The following is a 26,899-nucleotide window of genomic DNA, read 5'->3' on the forward strand; positions in this document are numbered from 1 at the left end:
AAGCTCGCTCCTGCAGGGGGGCGCCTTTTTCGTTCAAGGGATCAGCGCAAAATCACCGGCGCGGTATCCCGTGGCAGGTTATTGCGCAACGGGGCTTGCCCCGGCTGCTCGTAACCACCTCCACCGAGTTGTTGACTCAACTGCGTGGCCACGTCTTCACCCAGCGCCTTGGACACGTCACGAACCACCCGTGGCCGGTTCAGTGAAACCTTGATGTCCCGGCCATTCACCAGTTTGGTGTCCTGACCTTCGCCCATCGCCGTGAAGGCCGAGGTGATTTCAAAAGTCCGGGTGTTGATCAGGCTGAAGTCAGCCACCAGGGTCAGTCCCAACACGGCCGAATGGCTGTCGGTGTTGGCCAGCTCGGTCACGTCGCGGGTGAAATCAATGTCCGACACGGTGCCGAACAGCACATAGTCGGCACCCTTGAAGTTGCCGGCCTTGATCCGCTTGATCACGTCGTAGACGTCACCCTTGGACGAGGCGGTATACGGCGTGCCTTGCACCAGCTGAAACATGCCGGTGCGCAATATTTCGCCCTTGATGTCGCCGGTGAATTTACGCAATTCACCTTGTTCGATGTAGCTGTAGGTGGCCTCGATTTCGTTGTAGCTCGAAGAACCACTGGCGCTGTAGTAACCCTCGCGATAATTGTTCTTGGCGGAAACGATGTGGATGTATTGCTCCACCCGCTCCTGATACGCCAGGTCCGTCACCGCGACTTTCGGGGCTGCCTGCGCGCTGAACGCGCAAGCCAGGGCCATCATGCCAATCCATGCGCGCATTGATTAACGCTCCGTGGTCTTGCGGATCTCTTTCTCGTCCATCCACTCGGCCAGACCGCTTTCAACGTCGATCAATTGCAGGCTGAATTTGTAGAAGACGTCCTTGTAGTCGCTGCTGCGCTTGACGATCGAGCTGATCGAACCTTCAAGACGGTATTTGGCGGCGATCATGTTGCCGGTCTTGGCCACGGTGGCTTTCTTGTACAGGCCGCTCTGGTTTTGCAGCTTCAGCTGGTCGACCTGGCTCTGCATGGCAGTGTTGTCGCTGGCGAAGCGGGCGGTGCCGGATTTCATCAGCTGGGTCTTGATGCTGGTGGTGATTTCGCGGGTGTCGATGTACTCGCTGGTCTTGTTCTTCACGTCGTAGACCTGAACCACCGGACGGCCCTGCAGAATGCCGGACTGTGCCAGGGAGCGGGTCATGGACTCGGCAATCATCTGCAGGTCGGTGGAACCGAACTCGTTGGTCACGGTTTCCACGGCCTTGGTGTCGCCGTAGCTGATGTTTTTGCTGCCCAGAGTAGGCGAAGTATTGGCGCAACCGCTGGCCAGCAGGGCGATAACGGCGATGAACGAAAAACGTGCAAACATGGGAATGCTCTCTAAAACTGATCGAATTGGGTGTTAAGGCGTTTTGATTTCGAGGCGGAAATCCACGGCTTTGGCGGTGGGCGCGATGGCCTGGATGAAACTGGTCTGCTCGCCGTACATCATCTGGCTTTTCCAGGTTTCTTCTTCGGCAATCGGAAAGCCTTCAGGGCCGAGCCAGGCAAAGCGGTAGTAGAAGGTCTTGTTGTTGAAGCTGGTGTTGCTCAGCTGCACATTGACCGTCATGAAGCCGTTTTCCCGGGCGACGCGCATGGCGCCCACCACAATGTTCTTCAGCTTGCCCATGGCCACGACTTTGCTGGCGGCGCTGCCTGGCTCAGGTGGCGGCGGTGTGGCGCAACCGGCCAGCAAGGCCAGGGCGACGACAGCGATGAGTTTGAAACGCATGTAAAGACTCCGTTCTTAAGGTTGTTTGAGGCTGGCCACAGCCGTCGGGCTGCTGCTCGAGACGACGTGAGCCGCGAGGCCGCTGGCAAACACCTGGTTGCCCACGGCACGCAGGCTGATGACCTGATAGCGTTGATCGACGGTGACCTTGACCACCGAACCACCGACCGCACTTGGCAACGTGACCTGGTGCTCACCTTTCTTCAGGCGCAGGCGTACCACCTGGGTGTTGTCCGGCAGGGTGCGCCACGTACGGGTATCGGCACCTTCGAGCACGGCTGAAGTGATACCGACCGCCAGGCCCGCGAGCGGGTTGGTTTCGTTGATTTTCTTCTGCGCGATGCCTTTGGTGACGGCCCGTACGGTGGTGCGCACGATGATGCCCGGCATGTCGTCACGCAGCGCGCGGCGGGACATGGCGGTGATGCTGTTGAGTTGCGTCAGATTGAGCTGCTGGCCGTCCACGCCGATCTGGGCAAGCGTGGCGGTGGAGGTATCAGGCTTGATGATCGGGAACGACAGCGGGGTGATCACCACATTGCCGCTGATCGGCAACGGCAGGGGCACGCGGATCGAATCCCGGGCCGGCGCCAGGCCGCTTTGCACGACGATCAGGATATCGCTGTCCTCGTCCTTGGCACTTTTCTTGTCGAGGTCTTTCAGTGCCTGTTCCAGCAGCGGGGTGTTCGGGCGCAGTTCGGCGGCTTTGCGATAACCCGGCGCGGCCAGGTCTTTTTCACCCAGGGCTTCGTAAACGAAGCCGGCCAGGTAATGGCTGAACGCACTCTGGTAGCTGTTTTTCAGGCCGACTACTTCCGGCGCATCGAGGCTGGCGACCGGGTAACCCTGCAGGTCTTTGTATTCGGTCTTGACGCCTTCTTTCTCGGCTTCCTCTTCGCTCTTGAGGTATTCCTTGTCGCGCAGGTCCGCGATCACCGCTTCACGTTCGTGGGTTTTCTTGATCGCGGTGCGCGCGCCGTCGAAGTCATTCACGGCCAGCAGGTTCAGGGCCATTTGGGTGGTCAGCATGACTTTTTCGTAGTCGTAGCCTTCGTAGCGACGGACCTTGTCGTTCACCAGGAAGCTGCCGAACTGGGCGAGGTACTTGCCGGTATCCAGCTTGACGGCGTCTTCCCACTTGCCGACCACTGCATCGGCGCTGGTCCAGGCGTTCTGGCTGCCGGACAGGTCGCCCTTGGCGCGCAGCAGTTCACCTTTCTCGAAGTAATACAGCAGGTCTTTGTCTTCGCCGGTGTTGTTCTTTTCCAGCAGGGTCAGAGCGGCGTCGACATTGCCGGAAGCCAGCTGCTGGTTGGTTTGTGCGAGTTCCGAGTCGTAGTTGCGGAATGCCGAACAGCCGGAGAGCAAAGTGACAGCGCTGAGCGCGATCAAGGTTAAGGCGCGGGAGGCCATAGTACTTCTTCCCTGAATGTATGCAGCCGTGCTTGCTGGTCGGGCTGTTGAGACCTATCGGCGCAGACGGGCGTCCTGCCAATTCCTCATGAGCAGAGGAGCTTGAGTGCCATGTCGATCAATTGCAGGCGCGACATTATAAGCAGGGGCGATAGCTAAGTAATGGCTTTTTAATTCCATTTTTATAGAAAGTGCCATCATGAAGTCAGCGCGTAAATCGAGGCGTGATGCCGCATTTCACACAACAAAGCTTGAGTGAAACTCATTCGAAGTGAACAATGTGTTACTTCGTATTTCCAATTGAGATTCATTCATGACTGCCCCGTCCCGTTTCCTGGCCTGGCTGGTATTGCCGCTGTTTGCCTTGTGCAGTTCCAATCTGCTGGCCGACACCGTGGAAGGTGCGCCGCAAGCGCTGCATTTGCTCGATTACATTGGCGCGGACTACCCGCAATCTGTGCAAGCGGGCAAGGTCATCAGTGAGTCCGAGTACCGCGAGCAGCTGGAATTTACCAAGGTGCTGCAAGGCTTGATCGCGGCCATGCCGGACAAGCCGGAAAAGGCAGGGTTGGAGCAGGGCGTCAGCACACTGCACAGCGCCATCGCTGCTCGTCAGGACGGTGCGGACGTCGCCCGTCAGGCTCGGCAGCTTGGAGCGAAGCTGGCCGTGGCTTATGAAGTCAGTCAGGCACCGATCATTACGCCGGACCCGACCCGGGGCGCGCCGCTGTACGCCCAGCATTGTTCGGTCTGCCATGGCGATGCGGGTGCCGGCGATGGCCCGGCCGGTGTCGGTCTGACGCCGCCGCCGGCCAATCTGCGCGATGTTGCGCGCCAGGATCGATTGAGCCTTTACGCGATCTACAACACCTTGGGGATGGGCGTAGAAGGCACTGACATGCCGGCCTTCGCCGATCAGCTGGATGACCGTCAGCGTTGGGACTTGGCGACCTACATCGCCAGTTTCAGTGCCGATCCGGCCGCGGCAACATCCGAAAAAACCTACAACATCGCCGACCTGGCTCGACAGACCCCGGCCGAAGTGCTGGCCGCCGAAGGCCCGCAAGCGGCAGCGACCTTCCGCGCCCAGCGTGCGCAACCGCCGCAGGTCAAGCGTGGCCCGGCGCAATTGCTCGACTACACCGCTGCAACCCTGGACAAAAGCGTCGCGGCCTATCGCGCCGGCGATCACGATCAGGCTTATGACTTGTCGGTAGCGGCTTACCTGGAAGGCTTTGAACTGGTTGAAAGCTCCCTGGACAACGTCGACGCCAACGTGCGCAAAGATACAGAAAAATCCCTGATGGCTTACCGTCAGTCGTTGCAGGACGGCTTGCCGGTGGCCGAGGTCCAGAAACGTCTGGATGCAGCCAAAGCCAGGTTGAAGGCGTCTGCCGGCCTGCTCGGCAGTGATGGTTTGAGCTGGTCCCTGAGCTACATCTCCGGGTTGCTGATACTGCTGCGCGAAGGTCTGGAAGCGATCCTGGTGCTGGCGGCGATCCTCGCGTTCCTGCGCAACACCGGCCAGCAATCGGCGGTGCGCGGTGTCAACGTCGGTTGGGGCCTGGCGCTGGTGGCCGGTCTGGCGACATGGGCGCTGGCGGCGTTTGTGATCGATGTCAGTGGCTCGCAGCGTGAATTGCTGGAAGGCGCGACGGCGTTGTTCGCGGCGGTCATGGTGCTCTGGCTCGGCGTGTGGATGCACGACCGTCGCCATGCAGCGGCCTGGCAGGATTACATCAAGAGCAGCCTGGTGGGCGGCGGCGGGCGTTTCGGCTTTGCGACGCTGGCATTCTTCTCGGTGTATCGCGAACTGTTTGAAGTGATCCTGTTCTACGAGACTTTGTGGTTGCAGGCCGGGCCAGCGGGGCATAACGCGGTGTTGGCCGGCGGGGCGACGGCGCTGGTGCTGTTGGTTGGTCTGGCGTGGGTGATCCTGCGGGGCTCGGCGAAACTGCCGCTGTCACTGTTTTTCAGCATCAATGCCGGGTTGTTGTGCGCTCTGTCGGTGGTGTTTGCCGGTCATGGCGTGAAGGCGTTGCAGGAAGCCGGGATCTTCGGCACGCGGCCGGTGCCGTTCTTTGACTTCGACTGGCTGGGCATTCACGCCGATGCGTATTCGCTGAGTGCTCAGGCGGTGGCGATCATTGCGATCATTGTGTTGTATGGGCGTAGCTGGATGGCGGAGAAGCGGCGGGTGCAGGTTTCTTAAAGGCATTCGCTGCGCTCACAATCGCGAGCAGGCTCGCTCCCACAGGATGGCGTATAACCTGTGGAAGCGAGCCTGCTCGCGATTTTTTTTGAGAGGTAAAACCTAATGCGTGTTTGGATCGATGCCGACGCCTGCCCTCGGGCAGCCAAGGATCTGGTGGTGAAGTTTGCCCTCAAGCGCCAGTTCGAAGTGGTGTTGGTGGCGGGGCAGCCGCAGATCAAGCCTGGGCTGGCGCTGGTGAAGTTGATCGTGGTGCCGAGTGGCCCGGACGCGGCGGACGATTATCTGGTCGAGCACGCGGTGCCCGGTGAACTGGTGATCTGCAGCGACGTGCCACTGGCTGACCGGCTGGTGAAGAAAGGCGTTGCAGCGCTGGACCCGAGGGGCAAGGAGTTCGACGCGCAGAACATGGGCGATCGGCTGGCGGTGCGCAACCTGTTCACCGATTTGCGTGAACAGGGGCAGATGAGCGGCGGCCCGGCCCCGTTTGGCGAGCGTGAGAAGCAGGCGTTTGCCAATGCGCTGGACCGGATTCTTACGCGGCTCACACGTAAAGCCTGAGCACGACGCTGAACCCTGTGGGAGCGAGCTTGCTCGCGATGGGGCCGGCACATTCAACATTTATGTCGATGGATAGACCGCAATCGCGAGCAAGCTCGCTCCCACATTTTGACTGTGTCAGGCGTCGTTTTCGTGGGTCAGTTCGAGCACGCGATCGACCAGTTTGTTGATGCCGGACGCGGCTTCGCTGATGCTCTGTGCCAGCATGTAAGCCGGAGTGCTCACCAGTTTGCGGGCTCTGTCTTCAACGATGTCAGTGACTGCGCAATCCGTGTGAGTGGCGCCCATCTTGTTCATCGCAGCGGCGGTGTCTGCGTCGTTGCCGATGGTGCAGGTCACGCCCGGACCATAAATCTTTGCAGCCAATGCCGGCGAGATGCAGATCAGCCCGACCGGTTTTCCCGCTTCGGCAAACGCCTCGGTCAGGGCGAGCACATCGGGCTGCACGGTGCAGCCAGCGCCTTCGATGGCGAAGTTCGACAGGTTCTTGGCCGCGCCAAAACCACCGGGCACGATCAGCGCGTCGAAATCCTCGACGTCAGCCTCACGCAGATCCTTGATGTTGCCCCGGGCAATCCGCGCCGATTCCACCAGTACATTGCGTGACTCGGGCATTTCTTCGCCGGTCAGGTGGTTGATCACGTGCAACTGCGCGATGTTTGGCGCAAAACACTGCACCTGCGCGCCACGCTGATCGAGTCGCAGCAAGGTAATCACGCTTTCGTGGATCTCGGCGCCGTCGTAGACGCCACAGCCGGAAAGGATCACTGCAATTTTTTTGCTCATGGGCTTTTCTCCAGATTCATGGCGTTAAATGTCCACTAATTTGTCACTCGTTGCCATAGGGTTAATTCGCGGCTACACCTAGCATCTGTCCTCAAGATTCCGACCGGGGCGCGTCATGGACTTCATTCTGTATGCGGTGCCGTTTTTCTTTGTGCTGATTGCCGTCGAACTGCTGGCCGACCGTTGGCGCGGGGTGAGCAATTATCGGGTGGCCGACGCGATCAACAGCATCAGCACCGGGGTGTTGTCCACCACCACCGGCCTGCTGACCAAAGGCGTGGGGCTGGTGACCTATGCCTTTGCCCTCAAGCATCTGGCACTTTTCGAACTCGCGGCCAACAGCGTCTGGGTCTGGGTGTTCGCCTTCGTTCTCTACGACTTCTGCTACTACTGGCTGCATCGCATGGGCCACGAACGCAACATCCTCTGGGCGGCGCATTCGGTGCATCACCAGAGCGAGGACTACAACCTCTCCACGGCGTTGCGCCAGACCAGCACCGGGTTCCTGCTGAGCTGGATTTTCTACCTGCCGATGGCCGTGCTTGGCGTGCCGCTGCTGGTGTTTGTCAGTGTCGCCGCGCTTAACTTGCTGTATCAATTCTGGGTGCATACCCGGCACATTCCCAAGCTCGGCTGGTTCGAGTGGTTCTTCGTTACGCCATCCAATCATCGGGCCCACCATGCACAGAACGCTCTCTACATGGATCGCAACTACGGCGGGGTGTTCATTATTTGGGACCGTCTATTTGGCTCGTTCCAGGAAGAGGACGACAACGAGCCGGTGATTTTCGGCGTGACCACGCCACTGGCGAGCTGGAATCCGTTGTGGGCAAACGTGCAGTTTTACGCGCAGCTCTGGGATGACGCGCGGCGGGCTGAAAGCAACTGGGACAAACTGCGGATCTGGTTTATGCGCACCGGTTGGCGGCCGGCGGATGTGGCGGCCAAGTACCCGATGAACAAGCCGGACCTGAGCCAGTTCCGCAAATTCGAGGTGCCGCTGGACGGGCGCCAGCAGATTTACGTCCTGTTGCAGTTCTGCGCCTATATCGCGCTGGGCAGTTACTTGATGAACTTCGAGCCGCATCTGCCGACCCCTGCGTTGGTGCTCGGCTGGAGTGCGGTGGCGTTGGGGTTGTTTACGTTGGGCGTGGCCCTGGAGAATCGCCCGTGGGCGTTGAAGCTGGAGTTGCTGCGGCTGGCATCGAATGTGCCGCTGGTGTGGCTCGCGCCGATGGTCGGGCTGTGGCCGGCCAGCGCGGTGGGCTGGGTCGGCCTGCTGAGTTACAGCCTGCTCAGCGGAATCGGTCTCTACTGTTGCAGAAACCGTTTCACTCGTTTGGCGTCTTGACTTCGGCGGCCTTGGCCTGCTCCGCCTTCAAGGCCTGCTCGTCGGCGTAGACCTGCTTCGCCAGGCGCGCATTCTTGAAGCGCCGGCGCAGCCACAGTACGACGCCCAGCACCAGCAGGGCGCCCAGCACCCATAGCTCGTACTTCTTGACGCTGCCCAGCATGCCTTCGAGCACCGCGCCGAAGTGATAGGCCGCTGCGGCCAAGGCGCTTGCCCAGATCGCGGCACCAATCCCGTTCAGCAGCAAGTAACGTCCCGGCGGGTAGCCTGACAGGCCGATCGCCACTGGCATCACCGTGCGCAAACCGTAGACAAAGCGGAAGCTCAGCACCCAGATGTCCGGGTGCCTGCGAATGTGTTCCAGTGCCCGGTCGCCCATCATCTGCCAGCGGGGTTTGCGCGCCAGCAACTTGCGGCCGTGCTTGCGCCCCAGGAAATACCACAGCTGGTCGCCGGCATAGCTGCCGAAAAACGCCACGACCACCACCACGTTGATGTCCATGTATCCACGGAACGCGAGGAAGCCTGCGAGTACCAAGATGGTTTCGCCTTCGAAGAACGTGCCGAGAAAAAGGGCAAAGTAGCCGAAGTCATGCAGAAATTGTTGGAGCATTGTCTGGGTGCTGGCGAAATGAACGCGCAGCCTACGCCTTCGTGCACATTCATGAAAGTGTCCAAATGTGTCTCGACGTGAACATTTCCTACACGGACAATGGAATGCGGCTACGTGTCACAGGGCTAAGCACGACTGTCATCTGTCCGTCATAATGGCCGCTTATAACTGTCACGCTCGCCCGTCAGCGCGGGCTCAGGAGTCTGCCGTGAGCTTTACCCCCGCCAATCGTTTGTTTCCAGCCACCCGCCTGCGTCGCAACCGCCGTGATGATTTCTCGCGTCGACTGGTTCGTGAAAACGTCCTGACTGTCGATGACCTGATCCTGCCGGTGTTCGTGCTGGACGGTGAAAACCGTCGTGAAGCGGTGGCGTCGATGCCGGGTGTCGAACGCTTGACCATCGACCTGTTGCTGGAAGAAGCGGCCAAGTGGGTCGAGCTGGGGATTCCGGCCGTGGCGCTGTTCCCGGTCACGCCATCCGAGCTCAAGTCGCTGGACGCCGCCGAAGCGTGGAACCCGAACGGCATTGCCCAGCGCGCCACCCGCGCCCTGCGAGCGCAGTTCCCTGAGCTGGGTGTGATCACCGACGTTGCGCTGGACCCGTTCACCACCCACGGTCAGGACGGTATCCTCGACGAAGAAGGCTATGTGCAGAATGACATCACTGTCGATGCGCTGGTCAAACAGGCTCTGTCCCACGCCGAAGCCGGCGCTCAGGTGGTGGCCCCGTCGGACATGATGGACGGTCGCATCCAGGCGATCCGCGAAGCCCTTGAACTGGCCGATCACGTCAACGTGCGGATCATGGCCTATTCGGCGAAGTACGCCAGCGCCTATTACGGCCCGTTCCGCGATGCGGTCGGTTCGGCGCTGAACCTGGGCAAGGCCAACAAGGCCTCCTATCAGATGGACCCGGCCAACGGCAATGAAGCCCTGCACGAAGTGGCGGCGGACTTGTCAGAAGGCGCGGACATGGTCATGGTCAAGCCAGGCATGCCGTACCTGGACATCCTTTACCGGGTCAAGGAAGAATTCAAAGTGCCGACCTTTGTTTATCAGGTCAGCGGTGAATACGCCATGCACATGGCGGCGATCCAGAATGGCTGGTTGAGCGAAGGGGTTATCCTCGAATCCCTGACCGCTTTTAAACGTGCAGGCGCTGATGGCATCCTGACTTACTTTGCCGTTCGTGCTGCTCAACTGTTACGAGAGCAAAAATAGCCCTCCCAGGAACATTCGATGAATACCGAAGGACTCACTGAAGTTGCAGTACAAGAGGCTCAACCTGTGGTGGAGCAGATCGCTGAAACCCCGCCGGTGCTGGAGCCTGCTCCACCCGCGGCGGTGGTCGAAACTGCGCCGGCGGCGCCAGCGATTGTGGTTCCGGGCCTGGATGACAGCAGCCTGTACATTCATCGCGAGCTCTCGCAACTGCAGTTCAATATCCGGGTGCTGGAACAGGCGCTGGACGAGTCCTACCCGTTGCTGGAGCGGCTGAAGTTCCTGCTGATTTTTTCCAGCAACCTGGATGAGTTCTTCGAAATTCGTGTGGCCGGCCTCAAGAAGCAGATCACCTTCGCCCGTGAACAGGCCGGCGCCGATGGTCTGCAACCGCACCAGGCCCTGGCCCGGATCAGCGAGCTGGTGCACGGTTACGTAGACCGCCAGTACGCGATCCTCAACGACATTCTGTTGCCGGAACTGGAGAAGCATCAGGTCCGCTTCATCCGTCGCCGTTACTGGACCACCAAGCTCAAGACTTGGGTTCGCCGTTATTTCCGCGACGAGATCGCGCCGATCATCACCCCGATCGGCCTCGACCCGACGCACCCGTTCCCGTTGCTGGTAAACAAGAGCCTGAACTTCATCGTCGAGCTCGAAGGCATCGACGCCTTCGGTCGCGATTCCGGTCTGGCGATCATCCCGGCGCCGCGTCTGTTGCCGCGCGTCATCAAGGTTCCGGAAGAAGTCGGTGGCCCTGGCGACAACTATGTCTTCCTGTCGTCGATGATCCACGCGCACGCCGATGACTTGTTCCAGGGCATGAAGGTCAAGGGCTGCTACCAGTTCCGCCTGACCCGTAACGCCGACCTCGCGGTCGACACCGAAGACGTGGAAGACCTGGCCCGCGCTCTGCGCGGCGAGTTGTTCTCCCGTCGCTACGGTGACGCGGTGCGTCTGGAAGTGGCCGACACCTGTCCTAAACACCTGTCCGACTACTTGCTCAAGCAGTTCAACCTGCACGAGACCGAGTTGTATCAGGTCAACGGTCCGGTCAACCTGACCCGTCTGTTCAGCATCACCGGCCTCGACAGTCAGCGCGAGCTGCAATACCTGCCGTTCACCCCGCAGATCCCGAAACTGCTGCAGAACAGCGAAAACATTTTCAGCGTGATCAGCAAGCAGGACATTCTGCTGCTGCACCCATTCGAATCGTTTACGCCGGTGGTCGATCTGCTGCGCCAGGCTGCCAAGGACCCGCATGTATTGGCGGTCCGTCAGACGCTGTACCGTTCCGGCGCCAACTCGGAAATCGTTGATGCGCTGGTGGATGCGGCGCGTAACGGCAAGGAAGTCACGGCGGTGATCGAATTGCGTGCGCGGTTCGACGAAGAGTCCAACCTGCAACTGGCCAGTCGTCTGCAAGCGGCCGGTGCGGTAGTGATTTACGGCGTGGTCGGCTTCAAGACCCACGCCAAGATGATGCTGATTCTGCGCCGCGAGGCCGGTGAGATTGTGCGTTACGCCCACTTGGGGACCGGCAACTACCACGCCGCCAACGCCCGTTTGTACACCGACTACAGCTTGCTGACCTCGGACGACGCCTTGTGCGAAGACGTCGGCAAACTGTTCAGCCAGCTGATCGGCATGGGCAAGACCCTGCGCATGAAGAAGCTGCTGCACGCGCCGTTCACGTTGAAGAAGGGCATGCTCGACATGATTGCCCGCGAAACGCAGTTCGCGCTCGACGGCAAACCGGCGCACATCATTGCCAAGTTCAACTCGCTGACCGATCCGAAGATCATCCGCGCGCTGTACAAGGCCAGCCAGTCCGGCGTGCGTATTGATCTGGTGGTGCGCGGCATGTGCTGCCTGCGTCCGGGCATCGCCGGGGTTTCGCACAACATCCACGTGCGTTCGATCATCGGTCGCTTCCTGGAACATACCCGAGTCTTCTACTTCCTCAATGGCGGCGAAGAGCAGATGTACCTCTCCAGTGCCGACTGGATGGAGCGCAACCTCGACAAACGCGTCGAGACTTGCTTCCCGGTGGAAGGCAAGAAGCTGATCATGCGGGTCAAGAAAGAGCTGGAGCTGTATCTCACCGATAACACTCACAGCTGGAGCTTGCAGGCAGACGGTCGTTACATCCGCAACACACCGACCGGCAACCAGAACCCGCGCAGTGCGCAGGCGACGTTGCTGGAGCGGTTGGGCAGCCCGATTCTGGCTGTGCGTTAGCCCACACGCGGCATAAAAAATGGCGATCCCTGCGGATCGCCATTTTTGTTTCCACTATCCCTTGCAGGTCACTGTGGGAGCTGGCCTGCCAGCGATGACGATCGTGCAATCACCGCAAGGCTCAGATCCTGTCGCCGGCAAACCGGCTCCAACAGGACCGTGTTTTCCGAGCGGTTATCGGTGGTTTATCGAACGCTGAGCACGAAACCAACCCGCGTCAGCCATTCCGCTTCGAGCGCGAAGTCAGCTTGGGTCAGCTGGTTTTCGTCCAGCCAGTTTTCCGGGAACTGCACATCCAGGCTGTGGCCATTGGCGTGCAACACCACCTGAGGCATTTCCTGGGTGCCGCGGATGTGATGGAACAGGATCGCAAAGCGCAGCAGCACGCACAGGCGAATCAGCTTGATGCCGTCGTCGCCAAAATCGGCAAACCGGTCCTTGGGAATATTGCGACGGTGGCCACGCACCAGCAGCGCGAGCATCAATTGGTCTTCGCGAGAGAACCCGGCCAGGTCCGAATGCTCGATCAGGTAGGAACCGTGTTTGTGGTACTGATAGTGAGCGATGTCCAGGCCCACTTCATGGACCTTGGCGGCCCAGCCCAGCAACTCGCGCCAGACGCCGTCATCCAGATCCCAGTCCGCCGCCACCTGATCGAAGGCATGCAGCGCTTTGCGCTCGACCCGTGCCGCTTGTTCCAGGTCGACGTGGTAACGCTCCATCAGCGAGCTGAGCGTGCGCTCCCGGACGTCTTCATGATGATGACGGCCCAACAGGTCATAGAGCACGCCTTCGCGCAGAGCGCCTTCACAGTGATCCATGCGTTGCAGTTCGAGGGCATCGAAGATTGCTTCGAGAATCGCCAGGCCCGCCGGGAAGATTGCCCGGCGGTCAGGCTTGATGCCTTCGAAATCGATTTTCTCGACGTCACCAAGTTTGATCAGCTTGCGCTTGAGCCAGGCCACGCCCTCGGCGTTGACCTCCCCCGTGCCGTGCCCGCCGGCCTTCAGCGCCAGGCCGATGGCGCGAATGGTGCCCGAAGAGCCGATGGCTTCATCCCAGGTCAGGCGATGCAGGGCGTGTTCGATGCTCATGATCTCCAGCCGCGCCGCCGTGTAAGCCTGGGCGTAGCGGGCCGGGGTGATCTTGCCGTCCTTGAAATAGCGCTGGGTGTAGCTGACGCAGCCCATTTGCAGACTTTCACGCAGCAGCGGCTCAAAGCGCTGGCCGATAATGAATTCGGTACTGCCGCCGCCGATGTCGGCCACCAGGCGCTTGCCCGGCGTATCGGCGAGGGTGTGGGACACGCCGAGGTAGATCAGGCGCGCTTCTTCACGGCCGGAGATGACTTCCACCGGGTGGCCGAGGATTTCTTCGGCGCGGTGGATGAATTCGTTGCGGTTACGGGCTTCACGCAGGGCGTTGGTGCCGACGATCCGCACGGCGCCCGTGGGCATACCGTTGATCAGTTGGGCGAAGCGCTTGAGGCAATCGAGCCCGCGCTGCATGGATTCTTCGCTGAGCTTGCGCTCTTCGTCGATGCCCGCGGCCAGCTGAACCTTCTCCCCGAGACGCTCGAGAATACGGATTTCGCCGTTCTGGGCCTTGGCCACGACCATGTGAAAGCTGTTGGAGCCCAGGTCGATTGCGGCGATCAGGGACAGATTCTTGGCTTGGGATTGCGGCATGGTCAGGGGGTCTCGGTCGATAACCCAGACATCGTGCCACGATCAAACGCTGACGCCAACGCGCAGTGTTCAAACCCTTGATCCTGCGCAGTAATGCCAGTGACCGCTGCGCGGTCAATCGCTAGCAGGCTAGCTCCCACATTGGAATGCATATCCCTGTGGGAGCTAGCCTGCTAGCGATGAGGGCATTAAAGACACTGAGGTTCTTTCAGGCTGTCGCTTCCACCGTCCCGATAAAGTTTGCCAGCTCCGCCGTCCGAGGATTCGCGAACAAAATCTTCGGATCCCCCACCTCATGCACCTTCCCCAGATGCATGAACACCAACTTATCCCCAACCTCCCGGGCGAAACGCATTTCATGGGTGACCATAATCAGCGTCATGCCCTCCTTGGCCAGTTGCCGAACCACGCTCAGCACCTCATTGACCAGTTCCGGGTCCAGCGCCGAAGTGATCTCATCGCATAGCAAGACCTTGGGCGACATCGCCAGCGCACGGGCAATCGCCACGCGCTGTTGTTGCCCGCCGGACAGCCGGTCCGGGAAGGCATCAAACTTCTCCCCGAGCCCGACCCGTTCCAGCATCTCCCGCGCCAGCTCCTTGGCTCTGGCCTTGGGCACTTTCTGCACCACCTGGGGCGCGAGCATGACGTTCTCGCCCACCGTCAGGTGCGGGAACAGGTTGAACTGCTGAAACACCATCCCGACCTTCTGTCGCAGGCTGCGCAGATCGGCGCGGGCGGCATCGAGGTATTCGCCGTCGACTTCGATCACGCCGTCGTTGATCGACTCCAGGCCATTCAACGTGCGCAGCAAGGTCGATTTGCCCGAGCCGCTGCGGCCGATGATCGCCACCACCTGGCCTTCCTCGACGCTCAGGTCGATGCCTTTGAGCACATGGTGATCGCCGTAATATTTATGCAGGGCGGAAATTCTAAGCAGAGGCATGCAGTCTCCTTTCCAGGTAGCGCGCACTGAGGGACAAGGGGTAGCAGAGCAGGAAGTAACCGAGGGCGACGAGGCCGTAGACCATGAACGGTTCGAAGGTCGCGTTGGCGAGCATCCCGCCGGTCTTGGTCAATTCGGTGAAGCCGATGATCGAGGTCACAGCGGTGCCTTTGACCACTTGCACCGAGAACCCCACGGTCGGCGCCACGGCGATGCGCAGCGCTTGCGGCAGGATCACGTAGCGCAGTTGCTCGAGTGGATTGAGCGCCAGACTCGATGAGGCTTCCCACTGGCCGTTGGGGATCGAATCGACGCAACCGCGCCAGATCTCTGCCAGGTAAGCGCTGGTAAACAGGGTCAGGGCAATCGCCGCAGCCATCCACGCGGATATTTCCACCCCGGCCAGCGCCACCCCGAAGAACACCAGGAACAGCTGCATCAGCAGCGGCGTGCCCTGGAACAGCTCGATGTAGGTGCGTGCAACGTTGCGCGGCAGGGCTTTTTTCGAAATGCGCATGACCATGATCAACAAACCGATCAACCCGCCGCCGATAAACGCCACCAGCGACAGCGCCAGCGTCCATTGCAGCCCCGTGAGCAAGTTGCGCACGATGTCCCAAAAGGTGAAATCGCTCATTGGCCGCTCCTCGCTATGTATCGACGGCCGATCCAGTTCAGCAACTGACGGATCAATAAAGCCATGCACAGATAGAGCAACGTGGTCAGGGCGTAGGTTTCGAAGGCGCGGAAGTTGCGCGACTGAATGAAGTTGGCAGCAAAGCTCAGCTCTTCGGTGGCGATTTGCGAACAGACTGCCGAGCCGAGCATGACGATGATGATCTGGCTGCTCAGCGCCGGCCACACCTTGCCCAGCGCTGGCAGCAGCACCACGTGGCGGAAGGCTTCGAACCGGGTCATCGCCAGCGCCGCTGCGGCTTCCAGCTGTCCTCGCGGAATCGCTTGAATGCCGGCGCGGATGATCTCGGTGGAATAAGCGCCGAGGTTGATCACCATCGCCAGCACCGCCGCCTGCCATTCAGAGATCTGCAGGCCCAGCGACGGCAAACCGAAGAAGATGAAAAACAGCTGCACCAGAAACGGCGTGTTGCGGATCAACTCGACGTAAACCCCGAAGATCGCCGAGAACGGGCGGATGTTCCACGCCCGCACCAGCGCACCGATGATGCCCAGACCGACGCCGAGCACTGCGCCGATGGCCGTCAGTTCAAGGGTGAACAGCGCACCGCGCAGCAGCAGGTCGGTGTTTTGCACCACCGGCAGAAAGTCGAACTGATAGGCCATATCAAATCTCCCGAGCGACGATCAGAGATCGGCCGGCAGCGGCTCTTTCAGCCAGGTCTGTGAGTTTTTTTCCAGTGCACCCTCAGTCTTGGCGGTGGCGAGAATCTGGTTGACCTTGCCCAGCAACGCCGGCTCGTTCTTGTTCACGCCGACGTAGACCGGCGAGTCCTTGAGCTTCACTTTCAGTGCCGGCACGCGTTTCGGGTTTTTCTCGCTGATCGCGATCATTACCACGTTGCCGCTGGCGATCAGGTCGACCTGGCCGGCGAGGTAGGCGGCGATGGTCGAGTTGTTGTCTTCGAAGCGCTTGATGGTTACGCCTTCGGGGGCGACTTTGGTCAGTTCGATGTCTTCGATGGCACCGCGAGTGACGCTAATGGTTTTGCCCTTGAGGTCGTCCAGGCCTTTGATGGCGGCATCCGGCGGGCCGAACACCGCGAGGTAGAAAGGCGCGTAGGCGCTGGAGAAATCGATGACCTTCTCGCGCTCGGGGTTCTTGCCGAGGCTGGAAATCACCAGATCCACCTTGCCGGTGGTCAGGAACGGGATACGGTTGGTGCTGTTGACGGGCGTCAGCTCGAGTTTGACCTTGAGCTGGTCGGCCAGCAGTTTGGCGGTGTCGATATCGAGGCCGCGGGGTTTCATGTCCGGGCCGACCGAGCCGAACGGCGGAAAGTCTTGAGGCACGGCAACCTTGAGGACGCCGCGTTTGACCACATCCTCCAGACCGTCGGCGTGGGCGGGCGCCTGGCTCAGCAACAGGCTGGCAAACAGGGCGGCGAGGAGGGCGCTGTAACGCTGGGTCATGGCAAATCTCCGGATCGGCGAGGAATGATTTCTGCGGATCGACAGAGCACGGGCCATGCCAACATCGGTTTTATGGGCGCGAAGCCGCGGATTTGCTGGTGTTTCTCGGTCTTACTGGTCTGAACAGTCGAGCGGCGTTTTGCACTCCCATAGCGCATCCTCGCCAATCACCGAACCCCGGTGGGGCACGACTTGCCGGGCGCCGCGAATAGCTTTAAAACTAACCGCTCATTTGCCTGGTTCGTCCGAAAACCATGAATTCGATCTCCCGAGCTGTACCTGAAGTGGCACTGCAAGCCATCCGCAAATTGATCGCCGAACACGGTTTCGGGCCGGGGGATGCCTTGCCTTCGCAACGGGATCTGGCGGTGCAATTGGGGGTCAGTCGGGCGTCGTTGCGGGAGGCGTTGTCGTCGCTGAGTGCATTGGGCGTGATCAGCATTCAACCAGGCAAAGGCGTTTTCGTGCAGGCGCCGGTAGACCTGCCGCGCGCCGATGCGTCATTGAGCTGGCCATTCGCGGCACAGGCGTCGCCGCTGGATATTTTCCAGTTGCGCTATGCCCTGGAAGGTTTTGCCGCCGGGCTGGCCGCCGTGACGTTGAGCACCGATGACCTCGATACGCTGGAGGATAATGTCGCCGCCATGCGTAATGAGTTGAAGGTTGGCGACTTCGAGGCGGCGGCGCGCCTGGACTTCGAGTTTCACCGGCGCATCCTGCTGGCCAGCGGTAATCAGGCGATGCTGAGCATCCTGACGGCCAGTGCCGACATTTTTCTGGAGAGCCAGAAGCTACCGTTCATCCGGGCCGAACGGGCCATGGAAACCTGGCACGAACACCGCAAAATCCTCCGTGCACTGGCCCGGCGCTCGTCCGGCGCGGCGCAGAAGGCGATGCACGAACATGTGCGCAACGCCGCCCTGCGTACCGGAATTGCCTTCGTCGCTCCCGCCACATCCTGACTTGAGCTATACCCAAACTCATGTACCACCATAGCGAGACTCAATCATCTGCACCTTCCTGAACGAGGGAAGGGCGGCTATGATGGGCCACGTTTTTTTGCTTACAACCTGGAGACTTCCATGAGCAGCGATCTTATCAAACACGTTAGCGACGCTAGCTTCGAGGCCGACGTACTCAAGGCCGAAGGCGCTGTACTGGTCGACTACTGGGCTGAATGGTGCGGCCCTTGCAAAATGATCGCTCCTGTTCTGGACGAAATTGCTGAAACCTACAAAGGCAAGCTGACCGTTGCCAAACTGAACATCGACGAAAACCAGGAAACCCCGGCCAAGCATGGCGTGCGTGGTATCCCGACCCTGATGCTGTTCAAGAACGGCAACGTTGAAGCGACCAAGGTCGGCGCACTGTCGAAGTCGCAACTGGCTGCTTTCCTCGACGCCAACATCTAAGCGTCGCAGTAAAGTGTCCGAAAAAAGGCCCCGCATATTGCGGGGCTTTTTCGTTATTGAGGGCTAGACGCTCCGAAATTCAGGTGTTACATTCGGCCCCGCACTGGTTTCTCCACTGCCCCCTGCTAGCCGTCGCCGACGCACTCCTTTTCGAATAAGTACGCGATCCTGTCGCCTTCTCTGCGGCGCGGCCTCATTAAGCCAAAAGCTTAATTTCCCCCCCTCCATAAATGATTACGTCATTCCTATATGAATCTGACTGAACTCAAGCAAAAGCCGATTACCGAACTGCTCGAATTGGCCGAACAAATGGGCATAGAAAATATGGCCCGTTCGCGCAAGCAGGACGTGATTTTCTCCCTGCTCAAAAAGCACGCTAAAAGCGGCGAGGAAATCTCCGGTGATGGCGTGCTGGAGATTCTCCAGGACGGCTTCGGCTTCCTGCGCTCCGCTGACGCTTCCTATCTCGCCGGCCCGGACGATATCTACGTCTCGCCGAGCCAGATCCGCCGTTTCAACTTGCGCACCGGTGACACTATCGTTGGCAAGATCCGCCCTCCGAAGGAAGGCGAGCGTTATTTCGCGCTGCTCAAGGTCGACACGATCAACTACGATCGTCCCGAGAACGCGAAAAACAAGATTCTCTTCGAGAACCTGACCCCGCTGTTCCCGACCGTGCGCATGAAGATGGAAGCCGGCAACGGTTCCACCGAAGACTTGACCGGTCGTGTCATCGACCTGTGCGCCCCGATCGGCAAAGGCCAGCGCGGTCTGATCGTTGCACCGCCGAAAGCCGGTAAAACGATCATGTTGCAGAACATCGCGGCGAACATCGCACGTAACAACCCTGAAGTTCACCTGATCGTGTTGCTGATCGACGAACGTCCGGAAGAAGTGACCGAAATGCAGCGCACCGTGCGCGGCGAAGTGGTTGCCTCGACGTTCGACGAGCCGCCAACCCGCCACGTGCAGGTTGCCGAGATGGTGATCGAGAAGGCCAAGCGCCTGGTCGAGCACAAGAAAGACGTGGTGATCCTGCTGGACTCCATCACCCGTCTGGCTCGCGCCTACAACACCGTGATCCCGAGCTCCGGCAAAGTGCTCACCGGTGGTGTCGATGCCCACGCCCTGGAGAAACCGAAACGTTTCTTCGGCGCCGCGCGGAACATCGAAGAAGGCGGTTCGCTGACCATCATCGCCACCGCGCTGGTTGAAACCGGCTCGAAGATGGACGAAGTGATCTACGAAGAATTCAAAGGCACGGGCAACATGGAACTGCCGCTGGATCGCCGTATCGCTGAAAAACGCGTCTTCCCGGCCATCAACATCAACCGTTCCGGCACCCGCCGCGAAGAGTTGCTGACCGCCGACGACGAGTTGCAGCGCATGTGGATCCTGCGCAAGCTGCTGCACCCGATGGACGAGATCGCTGCCATCGAGTTCCTGGTCGACAAGCTGAAAACGACCAAGACCAACGATGAGTTCTTCCTGTCGATGAAACGCAAGTAACACGCAGTCCGCTGCAAAAAAAGCGCCCCGAACAGGGCGCTTTTTTTTGTGCGTGAGATTTGTGTCTTGATTGATAACTTTCATGCCGCCACGATGTCCCTTTCTGATCGTTTTTGTATCGGATACGACAAGGGACGTTATGCATACATTTGGCAGTCGCCGTGACATTGACGGCTTGCGGGCTTTGGCCGTCATTCCGGTCGTGCTCTTTCACTTTGGTTTCAGTACGTTTAGCGGTGGCTTCGTCGGTGTTGATGTTTTCTTTGTCATTTCCGGGTTCCTGATTACCAGCATCCTGTTCCGCGAGATCAGCGCGCAGCGTTTCAGCTTCGTCGATTTCTGGGCGCGCCGTGCACGACGCATCCTTCCGGCACTGAGCGTGGTGCTATTGGTCACGTTGGCACTGGGCTGGTTATTGCTGACGGCCAAGGACTTCTCCGAGCTGGGAAGGACGGTTCGTTATCAGTCGCTGTTCATTTCAAACATTCTGTTCATGCGCGAAGACGGTTACTTCCAGCCGGCGTCGGATTTGAAACCGTTGCTTCATACCTGGTCGCTGGCCGTTGAAGAGCAGTACTACATCTTCTTTCCACTGTTGATGGTGGTGTTGATGCGCCATGTTCGCCATTGGCGCTGGATGCTGTTTGCGGTGCTGTTGATCTCTTTCGGACTGAACATCGCTTATATCGATCGTAAACCCGACTTCACTTTCTTTTCGCTGCCGACGCGTGCCTGGGAGCTGTTATGCGGCGCAATGCTCGCGGTGCTGCCTGCGCGCAAACACGCTGTTCGACCCTGGCTCGCTCAGTCTGTCGGTGCTGCCGGGTTGGCGGCTGTTCTACTGGCGGTGTTCACGTTTGACCGGGGGACGGTGTTTCCAGGCTGGGCAGCGTTGTTGCCGGTACTCGGTGCCACGGCGCTGATCTGGTCGGGCGGACAGGGTTCTACCTGGGCCGGCCAGCTGTTGAGTGCGCGTGTTTTTGTCTGGATCGGCTTACTCTCCTATTCTTTTTATCTGTGGCACTGGCCGGTCTTTGTCTATGCCAATGCCATTTCGATCGACGGCGTTCAGCGTTGGGAGGCGGTCGGCTGGATTCTGCTGGCGCTGGGCCTGGCCTGGTTGAGCTGGCGCTTCGTCGAATTGCCGTTCCGTGAAAAACGCCTGCTGGCCGGACGCAAGCACGTGCTGGTCGGCGGCTTGATGGCGATGGCTGTCCTCGCGGTGACGGGCTCCGTCGTGCGTTCTCAGGAGGGCTTTCCTCAGCGTCTGACCGGCAAAGCGCTGGAGTATGCGCAGGCCAGGGAATGGCGCGCCGGGCAGATGAAATGCATGCTGGTGACCAAGGACAAGAAGCTCGACAAGGCCTGTCTGCTTGGTGGCAACCAAGAGGTCCCTGCGACCCGATTGGTCTGGGGCGATAGCCATGCCGCGGCTTTGATGCCGGCCATTGAAAGTGGCGCCAGGCGCGAGGGCCGCCCGGTGTGGCTTTACAGCATGAGCGCCTGTCCGTCGATCCTCAGCGATGACCCGCGCCAACGCTGCAAGGACTTCAACGAACAGACCATGGAGCAGGTTCGTCGGTTGCAGATCAAGGACGTGGTGCTGGCCTCCAACTGGAGTCTTTACGTTTACGGTCGTGAAGACGGCGACAAAAAAGTCTTGCTCAACGCCCGCGACAATACGGCTCAGTCTGAGGCGCGCATGGCCTCGGCGATCGAAGCACGGGTGGCGGCGATCAGGGCTACGGGGGCGCAAGTCTGGCTGTTCAAGGAAGTGCCGCTGCAGCGCAAGGGTGCAATCAGCCGGCTGACGAGTCTCGCCCGGATCGGGCGTTCGGCCGAGGGGCTGGGGCGGCCGCTCGATGAGCACCTGGCTCGCCAGCATTTTCTCAGCGGCTTGTTCGATTCGATGAGCGCCGCCGACCCGGGCGTGCATGTCATTGATCCAACGCCGCTGATGTGTGCGGACGAGGTCTGCAGCATCGAAGTCAACGGCCATTCGAAGTACAAGGATGAGGATCATCTCTCGGACACTGGCAGCGCCTGGCTGAGCCCGCTGTTTACGCCGATGCTGCTGGGCGCAAATCACAATTGACCGTGCTGTTTTAACGCCAGAGCAGGTAGGATGTACGCCTATTTTCGGGGTGGCATCTTCAATGAAATTCAAGGACCTTCGGGATTTCGTGCAGCAACTTGAGCAGCGCGGAGAGTTGAAACGCATCCAGATTCCCGTCTCTCCAGTGCTGGAGATGACGGAAGTCTGCGACCGCACGCTACGGGCCAAAGGCCCGGCACTGTTGTTCGAGAACCCCACCGGCTACGACATCCCGGTTCTGGGCAACCTGTTCGGGACCCCCGAGCGGGTGGCCATGGGCATGGGCGCCGAAGCGGTGAGCGAACTGCGCGAGATCGGCAAGCTGCTGGCGTTCCTCAAGGAGCCCGAGCCGCCGAAAGGCTTGAAGGACGCCTGGTCGAAGCTGCCGATCTTCCGCAAGATCATTGCCATGGCACCTAAAGTGGTCAAAGACGCGGTGTGCCAGGAAGTGGTCATCGAAGGCGATGACGTCGACCTCGCGATGCTGCCGGTGCAGACCTGCTGGCCCGGCGACGTGGCCCCGCTGATCACTTGGGGCCTGACCGTCACCAAGGGTCCGAACAAGGACCGCCAGAACCTCGGCATCTACCGTCAGCAAGTGATCGGCCGCAACAAGGTCATCATGCGCTGGCTGAGCCACCGTGGCGGCGCGCTGGATTACCGCGAGTGGTGCGAGAAGCATCCGGGCCAGCCGTTCCCGGTCTCCGTGGCGCTCGGTGCTGACCCGGCGACCATCCTCGGTGCCGTGACGCCAGTGCCGGACAGCCTCTCCGAATACGCCTTTGCCGGTCTTCTACGCGGTAACCGCACCGAACTGGTGAAGTGCCGCGGCAATGACCTGCAAGTCCCGGCCACCGCCGAGATCATCCTTGAAGGCGTGATCCATCCGGGCGAAATGGCCGACGAAGGCCCGTACGGCGACCACACCGGTTATTACAACGAAGTCGACAGCTTCCCGGTGTTCACCGTCGAGCGCATTACCCACCGGATCAAGCCGATCTACCACAGCACCTACACCGGTCGTCCGCCGGATGAGCCGGCGATTCTCGGCGTCGCGCTGAACGAAGTGTTCGTGCCGATCCTGCAGAAGCAGTTCCCGGAGATCACCGACTTCTACCTGCCGCCGGAAGGTTGCTCGTACCGCATGGCCATCGTGACCATGAAGAAGTCGTATCCCGGCCATGCCAAGCGGGTAATGCTCGGTGTCTGGTCGTTTTTGCGACAGTTCATGTATACCAAGTTCGTTATCGTCACTGACGACGATATCAACGCACGGGACTGGAACGACGTGATCTGGGCCATCACTACGCGCATGGACCCCAAGCGCGACACGGTGATGATCGACAACACGCCGATCGACTACCTCGATTTCGCCTCGCCGGTATCCGGCCTGGGGTCGAAAATGGGACTCGATGCCACGCATAAATGGCCCGGCGAAACCACGCGCGAGTGGGGCCGGGTAATCGTCAAGGATGATGCCGTGACCCAACGGATCGATGCCATCTGGAATCAGTTAGGAATAGATTGATGCGTGTAACCTTGCAGCCCTCCGGAGCAGTGCTTGAGATTCTGCCCGGCGAGCGGATTCTCGATGGCGCACGCCGTCTGGGCTATGAATGCCCGCAAAGCTGTCGTAATGGCAACTGCCATGTGTGCGCCGCGCTGCTGGTGGAAGGGCGAGTCGAGCAGGCAGGTGGTGTGCGCGACCATGGCGAGTTCTACACTTGCATAGCAGAGCCGCTGGAAGACTGCATCGTGCTGTGGGATGGCGTGCTCGCGCTGGGAGAATTGCCGGTGCGCAGCGTTTCGTGTCAGGTCATTGAATGCAAGGATGTCGGCGGCGATACCTGGCGTGTGAGCCTGCGCACGCCGGCCGGCAAACCCCCGCGTTATCACGCCGGTCAGTATTTGATGATCGAGCGGGAGAACGGCGAAAAATCCGCATTTTCCCTGGCTTCGGCGCCGCATGCGGGGCGTGACCTGCAAATTCACGTACTGGCGCGCGAAAGCAGTGCACTGAGCCTGATCGAGCAACTGCAACGCAATCCGCTGGTGCGGATCGAAATGCCCTTCGGTGATACCCACCTGGCGGAATTGCCGGACGGGCCGTTGGTGCTGATCGCTGCGGGTACGGGCATGGGTCAGATCCACAGCCTGATCGAACATTGCCGAGCCTCCGGTTTCAAGCATCCGGTGCATCTGTATTGGGGCGTACGTCGTCCCGAAGACTTTTATGAAATCGAGCATTGGGACGAGTGGCTGAAACTGCCCAATCTGTTCTTGCATAAAGTCGTCAGCGATCAATGTGGCTGGCCGGGGCGTTGCGGGATGTTGCATGAGGCGGTGTGCGAGGATTTTTCGGACCTCAAAGCGCTGCATGTCTATGCCAGCGGTTCTCCTGCCATGGTCTATGGCACGCTGGATGCTCTGGTTGACGCCGGGATGGATGCTCATCAGATGCGTGCGGATGTGTTTGCGTACGCGCCGCGCTCTTGAGCCGCGCTCTTGATCGTTATAACTCCATATATAGCCGATCGGTATTTATAGAATTATATAAATACCGGTAGGTTATATATCGCTCCGGCATTTATCTAAAACTGTGCCATGGCACTTAAATTGCCTTAAAACATATGTGCCTTATTGTTACAGCGGTGCGTTCTATTAAGTAATCATCACCCGCGGGGAGCTGAACGCTATTCGCCATGAGCGCCATTGAATCTGCTTTCATGAATCTGGCTTATCCTCCGCAGCTCGATCTGGGGCCGCAGCTTACACACGAACAATTGCTCAGCTCGATGCAGTCGACCATGGCGCGCCACAAGGGTGGGCCGGTCTGGCTGTTTGCGTATGGCTCGCTGATCTGGCGTCCAGAATGTGCGGCGGTCGAACGCGTTCGCGGCCGGGTGCATGGCTACCATCGCGGTTTGTACTTGTGGTCTCACGAACATCGCGGCACGCCGGAAGTGCCAGGGCTGGTGTTTGGCCTGGATCGCGGCGGTTCTTGCAGCGGCTTCGCATATCGCTTGCCGGAAGAACAACTCGAAGCCTCTCTTTACGCGTTGTGGCAGCGCGAAATGCCATTCCCTTCATATCGCCCACACTGGCTCAACTGCCGTCTCGAAGACGGAAGCCAGGTTCAGGCGTTGGGGTTTGTGTTGGAGCGACACTTGCCCAGCTATGCCGGTAACTTGCCGGATCACGTGCTGAGCCATGTGTTTGAAAACGCTCGCGGGCGTTACGGTACCACTCGCGATTATGTCGAGCAGACCGCCAACGCCCTGCGTAGCCACGCCATGCCAGACCGGAATCTGGAGGCGCGGCTCAAGCGCTGCAAATCAAAGGTCGATCAAGCGATGGCTTCGCGGGACTGACTGGCGACCTGTTTGTGCCACAAGGTTGGTGCAAGGAACGCCATCGCCAGCAGGCACGCGCCGATCAGCAGGACGAAACCGCCGTCCCAGCCGAAATGGTCCACGGTGTAGCCCATGGCTGCACTGGCCGCGACTGAACCACCCAGGTAACCGAACAGACCCGTGAAGCCCGCTGCGGTACCGGCGGCTTTCTTCGGTGCCAGTTCCAGCGCCTGCAAGCCGATCAGCATCACCGGACCGTAGATCAGGAAACCAATCGAGATCAGCGCGATCATGTCGACCGTCGGGTTACCGGCCGGGTTGAGCCAATACACCAACGTCGCTACGGTCACCAACGCCATGAACACCATGCCGGTCAGGCCACGGTTGCCACGGAAGATCTTGTCCGACATCCAGCCGCACAACAGCGTCCCGGGAATACCTGCCCACTCGTAGAGGAAATACGCCCACGAGGTTTTATCCACGCTGAAGCCTTTGGCTTCCTTGAGGTAGGTCGGTGCCCAGTCCAGCACGCCGTAGCGCAGCAGGTAGACAAAGACGTTAGCCATGGCGATGTACCAGAGCATTTTGTTGCGAAGCACGTATTTGACGAAGATTTCCTTGGCGCTGAATTCCTCTTCGTGACTGGCGTCGTAGCCTTCCGGGTAGTCGTTCTTGTACTTCTCGATCGGCGGCAGGCCGACCGATTGGGGCGTATCGCGCATCGTGGCGAAGGCAAACACCGCCACGGCCATGGCCACTGCAGCAGGCACGTAAAACGCCGCGTGCCAGTCATTGAACAGGCCCATGCCGAGCAGGAACAGCGGGCCGATCAAGCCGCCGCCGACGTTGTGCGCCACGTTCCACAAGGACACCACGCCCCCGCGTTCCTTCTGCGACCACCAGTGGACCATGGTCCGGCCACTCGGCGGCCAACCCATGCCCTGCGCCCAGCCATTGATAAACAGCAGGATGAACATGATGGTCACGCTGGACGTCGCCCAGGGCGCGAAACCGAAAATGAACATCACGCCGGCAGAAACCAGCAGGCCGAACGGCAGGAAGAAGCGCGGGTTGGAACGGTCGGAAACAATGCCCATCAGGAACTTGGACAGGCCGTAGGCGATAGCAATCGCCGACAACGCCAGGCCCAGCTCGCCGCGGGTATAGCCCTCTTCGATCAGGTAGGGCATGGCGAGGGAGAAGTTTTTGCGCAGCAGGTAATAACCCGCATAGCCGATGAAGATGCCGGCGAAGATCTGCCAGCGATGGCGTCGGTAGGCGCTGTCTATTTTTTCTTCAGGCAATGGAGCCTGATGTGCGGCAGGACGAAAGAAAGCAAACATTCAAGAGCTCCAGTTTTCTTGTTTTGACTGCGGATGCGAATGTTACAGTTTCGTTACCGAAAATAGCACTGGTTCGCATCCTCAAAACAGCGGAAATGTTGGAGATCGCATGTTCTTTTACGAACATGTCGCTCAGGTATAAGTGAAGGGCGCTGTGGGAATTGTTACCTGACGATCCTTTATGACGCGGTTTTGTCCAGAGTAGGGCGGGGCTTTGGGAAATGTCCTGCGTCTAAAGGGGAAGCCATGGCGTTATGCAAAAAA

At 59.7% G+C, this 26,899-nt stretch carries 24 protein-coding genes; 12 read left to right on the forward strand and 12 right to left on the reverse strand.

What is annotated here, in order from left to right; genetic code table 11:
• Positions 1-41: 41 nt before the first annotated feature.
• Genes F8N43_RS13980 through F8N43_RS13995 form a run of 4 tightly spaced genes read right to left on the reverse strand, consistent with a single transcriptional unit; the run spans position 42 to position 3,194 of the window.
• A complete protein-coding gene (locus F8N43_RS13980) occupies positions 42-785 on the reverse strand; it encodes a penicillin-binding protein activator LpoB (RefSeq protein ID WP_150638105.1) in 744 nt (247 codons plus the stop codon).
• A gap of 3 nt (positions 786-788) precedes the next feature.
• Positions 789-1,376 carry a penicillin-binding protein activator LpoB gene (gene lpoB / locus F8N43_RS13985; RefSeq protein ID WP_017341418.1) on the reverse strand — a complete coding sequence of 196 codons (588 nt, stop codon included), beginning with the start codon at positions 1,374-1,376 and terminating at the stop codon, positions 789-791.
• Positions 1,377-1,409: 33 nt separating this feature from the next.
• On the reverse strand, positions 1,410-1,781 hold the full coding sequence (locus F8N43_RS13990; RefSeq protein WP_017341417.1) for a YcfL family protein: 372 nt from the start codon (positions 1,779-1,781) through the stop codon (positions 1,410-1,412).
• 15 nt (positions 1,782-1,796) lie between these two features.
• Positions 1,797-3,194 (reverse strand): COG3014 family protein, encoded by a 1,398-nt coding sequence (locus tag F8N43_RS13995; protein WP_150632074.1) that lies wholly within the window; start codon positions 3,192-3,194, stop codon positions 1,797-1,799.
• A 313-nt stretch (positions 3,195-3,507) separates the two neighbouring features.
• Between F8N43_RS13995 and F8N43_RS14000 the strand changes: the two genes are divergently transcribed.
• Positions 3,508-5,406 (forward strand): FTR1 family protein, encoded by a 1,899-nt coding sequence (locus tag F8N43_RS14000; RefSeq protein WP_150638103.1) that lies wholly within the window; start codon positions 3,508-3,510, stop codon positions 5,404-5,406.
• Positions 5,407-5,511: 105 nt separating this feature from the next.
• Complete coding sequence (locus F8N43_RS14005) at positions 5,512-5,967, forward strand: YaiI/YqxD family protein (RefSeq protein ID WP_150653930.1); 456 nt, start codon at positions 5,512-5,514, stop codon at positions 5,965-5,967.
• Between the two features lie 117 nt (positions 5,968-6,084).
• Here the strand turns inward: F8N43_RS14005 and elbB are convergent, their stop codons facing one another.
• A complete protein-coding gene (gene elbB, locus F8N43_RS14010; protein ID WP_150653931.1) occupies positions 6,085-6,753 on the reverse strand; it encodes an isoprenoid biosynthesis glyoxalase ElbB in 669 nt (222 codons plus the stop codon).
• Between the two features lie 115 nt (positions 6,754-6,868).
• Between elbB and F8N43_RS14015 the strand changes: the two genes are divergently transcribed.
• On the forward strand, positions 6,869-8,104 hold the full coding sequence (locus F8N43_RS14015) for a sterol desaturase family protein (RefSeq protein WP_150632078.1): 1,236 nt from the start codon (positions 6,869-6,871) through the stop codon (positions 8,102-8,104).
• On the opposite strand, the gene F8N43_RS14020 is transcribed toward F8N43_RS14015, so the two are convergent.
• Positions 8,085-8,717 carry a DedA family protein gene (locus tag F8N43_RS14020; RefSeq protein ID WP_150632079.1) on the reverse strand — a complete coding sequence of 211 codons (633 nt, stop codon included), beginning with the start codon at positions 8,715-8,717 and terminating at the stop codon, positions 8,085-8,087. The two genes, F8N43_RS14015 and F8N43_RS14020, sit on opposite strands and share 20 nt — an antisense overlap.
• A gap of 208 nt (positions 8,718-8,925) precedes the next feature.
• On the opposite strand from F8N43_RS14020, the gene hemB reads away from it, so the two are divergent.
• Positions 8,926-9,939, forward strand: a complete 1,014-nt coding sequence (gene hemB, locus F8N43_RS14025; protein ID WP_150632080.1) for a porphobilinogen synthase — start codon at positions 8,926-8,928, stop codon at positions 9,937-9,939.
• Between the two features lie 18 nt (positions 9,940-9,957).
• Entirely contained in the window at positions 9,958-12,180 is a 2,223-nt protein-coding gene (gene ppk1, locus F8N43_RS14030; RefSeq protein WP_150653932.1) for a polyphosphate kinase 1, read from the forward strand.
• 185 nt (positions 12,181-12,365) lie between these two features.
• Here ppk1 and ppx read toward each other — a convergent pair whose 3' ends face one another.
• The 5 genes from ppx to F8N43_RS14055 all read right to left on the reverse strand — a co-directional run bounded on the left by ppx (position 12,366) and on the right by F8N43_RS14055 (position 16,923).
• Positions 12,366-13,868: an exopolyphosphatase gene (gene ppx, locus F8N43_RS14035; protein WP_150632082.1), complete on the reverse strand. Its 1,503-nt coding sequence runs from the start codon at positions 13,866-13,868 to the stop codon at positions 12,366-12,368.
• 208 nt (positions 13,869-14,076) lie between these two features.
• The gene (locus F8N43_RS14040) at positions 14,077-14,814 is read right to left on the reverse strand and encodes an amino acid ABC transporter ATP-binding protein (protein ID WP_150638097.1); all 738 of its coding nucleotides are present in this window, start codon (positions 14,812-14,814) and stop codon (positions 14,077-14,079) included.
• A complete protein-coding gene (locus tag F8N43_RS14045) occupies positions 14,801-15,451 on the reverse strand; it encodes an amino acid ABC transporter permease (protein WP_150638095.1) in 651 nt (216 codons plus the stop codon). Before F8N43_RS14045 ends, F8N43_RS14040 begins: the two co-directional genes overlap by 14 nt.
• Positions 15,448-16,116: an amino acid ABC transporter permease gene (locus F8N43_RS14050; protein WP_150638093.1), complete on the reverse strand. Its 669-nt coding sequence runs from the start codon at positions 16,114-16,116 to the stop codon at positions 15,448-15,450. The genes F8N43_RS14045 and F8N43_RS14050 overlap by 4 nt, the downstream gene beginning before the upstream one ends.
• 21 nt (positions 16,117-16,137) lie before the next feature.
• Positions 16,138-16,923, reverse strand: a complete 786-nt coding sequence (locus F8N43_RS14055; RefSeq protein ID WP_150653933.1) for a transporter substrate-binding domain-containing protein — start codon at positions 16,921-16,923, stop codon at positions 16,138-16,140.
• Between the two features lie 254 nt (positions 16,924-17,177).
• Between F8N43_RS14055 and F8N43_RS14065 the strand changes: the two genes are divergently transcribed.
• From F8N43_RS14065 to F8N43_RS14095, 7 genes are all read left to right on the forward strand, one after another.
• Positions 17,178-17,885 carry a FadR/GntR family transcriptional regulator gene (locus F8N43_RS14065; RefSeq protein WP_150632087.1) on the forward strand — a complete coding sequence of 236 codons (708 nt, stop codon included), beginning with the start codon at positions 17,178-17,180 and terminating at the stop codon, positions 17,883-17,885.
• A gap of 120 nt (positions 17,886-18,005) precedes the next feature.
• Positions 18,006-18,335 carry a thioredoxin TrxA gene (gene trxA / locus F8N43_RS14070; protein WP_003206727.1) on the forward strand — a complete coding sequence of 110 codons (330 nt, stop codon included), beginning with the start codon at positions 18,006-18,008 and terminating at the stop codon, positions 18,333-18,335.
• 249 nt (positions 18,336-18,584) lie between these two features.
• Positions 18,585-19,844: a transcription termination factor Rho gene (gene rho / locus F8N43_RS14075; RefSeq protein WP_007942421.1), complete on the forward strand. Its 1,260-nt coding sequence runs from the start codon at positions 18,585-18,587 to the stop codon at positions 19,842-19,844.
• 139 nt (positions 19,845-19,983) lie between these two features.
• Positions 19,984-21,939 (forward strand): acyltransferase family protein, encoded by a 1,956-nt coding sequence (locus tag F8N43_RS14080; protein WP_150653934.1) that lies wholly within the window; start codon positions 19,984-19,986, stop codon positions 21,937-21,939.
• Between the two features lie 61 nt (positions 21,940-22,000).
• Positions 22,001-23,467: a 4-hydroxy-3-polyprenylbenzoate decarboxylase gene (gene ubiD / locus F8N43_RS14085; protein ID WP_084320292.1), complete on the forward strand. Its 1,467-nt coding sequence runs from the start codon at positions 22,001-22,003 to the stop codon at positions 23,465-23,467.
• On the forward strand, positions 23,467-24,435 hold the full coding sequence (locus F8N43_RS14090) for a CDP-6-deoxy-delta-3,4-glucoseen reductase (protein ID WP_150632089.1): 969 nt from the start codon (positions 23,467-23,469) through the stop codon (positions 24,433-24,435). The genes ubiD and F8N43_RS14090 overlap by 1 nt, the downstream gene beginning before the upstream one ends.
• Before the next feature lie 206 nt (positions 24,436-24,641).
• Complete coding sequence (locus tag F8N43_RS14095; protein WP_150653935.1) at positions 24,642-25,310, forward strand: gamma-glutamylcyclotransferase; 669 nt, start codon at positions 24,642-24,644, stop codon at positions 25,308-25,310.
• On the opposite strand, the gene glpT is transcribed toward F8N43_RS14095, so the two are convergent.
• Positions 25,286-26,635: a glycerol-3-phosphate transporter gene (glpT, locus tag F8N43_RS14100; RefSeq protein WP_150632091.1), complete on the reverse strand. Its 1,350-nt coding sequence runs from the start codon at positions 26,633-26,635 to the stop codon at positions 25,286-25,288. The two genes, F8N43_RS14095 and glpT, sit on opposite strands and share 25 nt — an antisense overlap.
• Positions 26,636-26,899: the final 264 nt, after the last annotated feature.

The organism is Pseudomonas fluorescens (assembly GCF_902498065.1).
Lineage (GTDB): Bacteria > Pseudomonadota > Gammaproteobacteria > Pseudomonadales > Pseudomonadaceae > Aquipseudomonas > Aquipseudomonas fluorescens_BJ.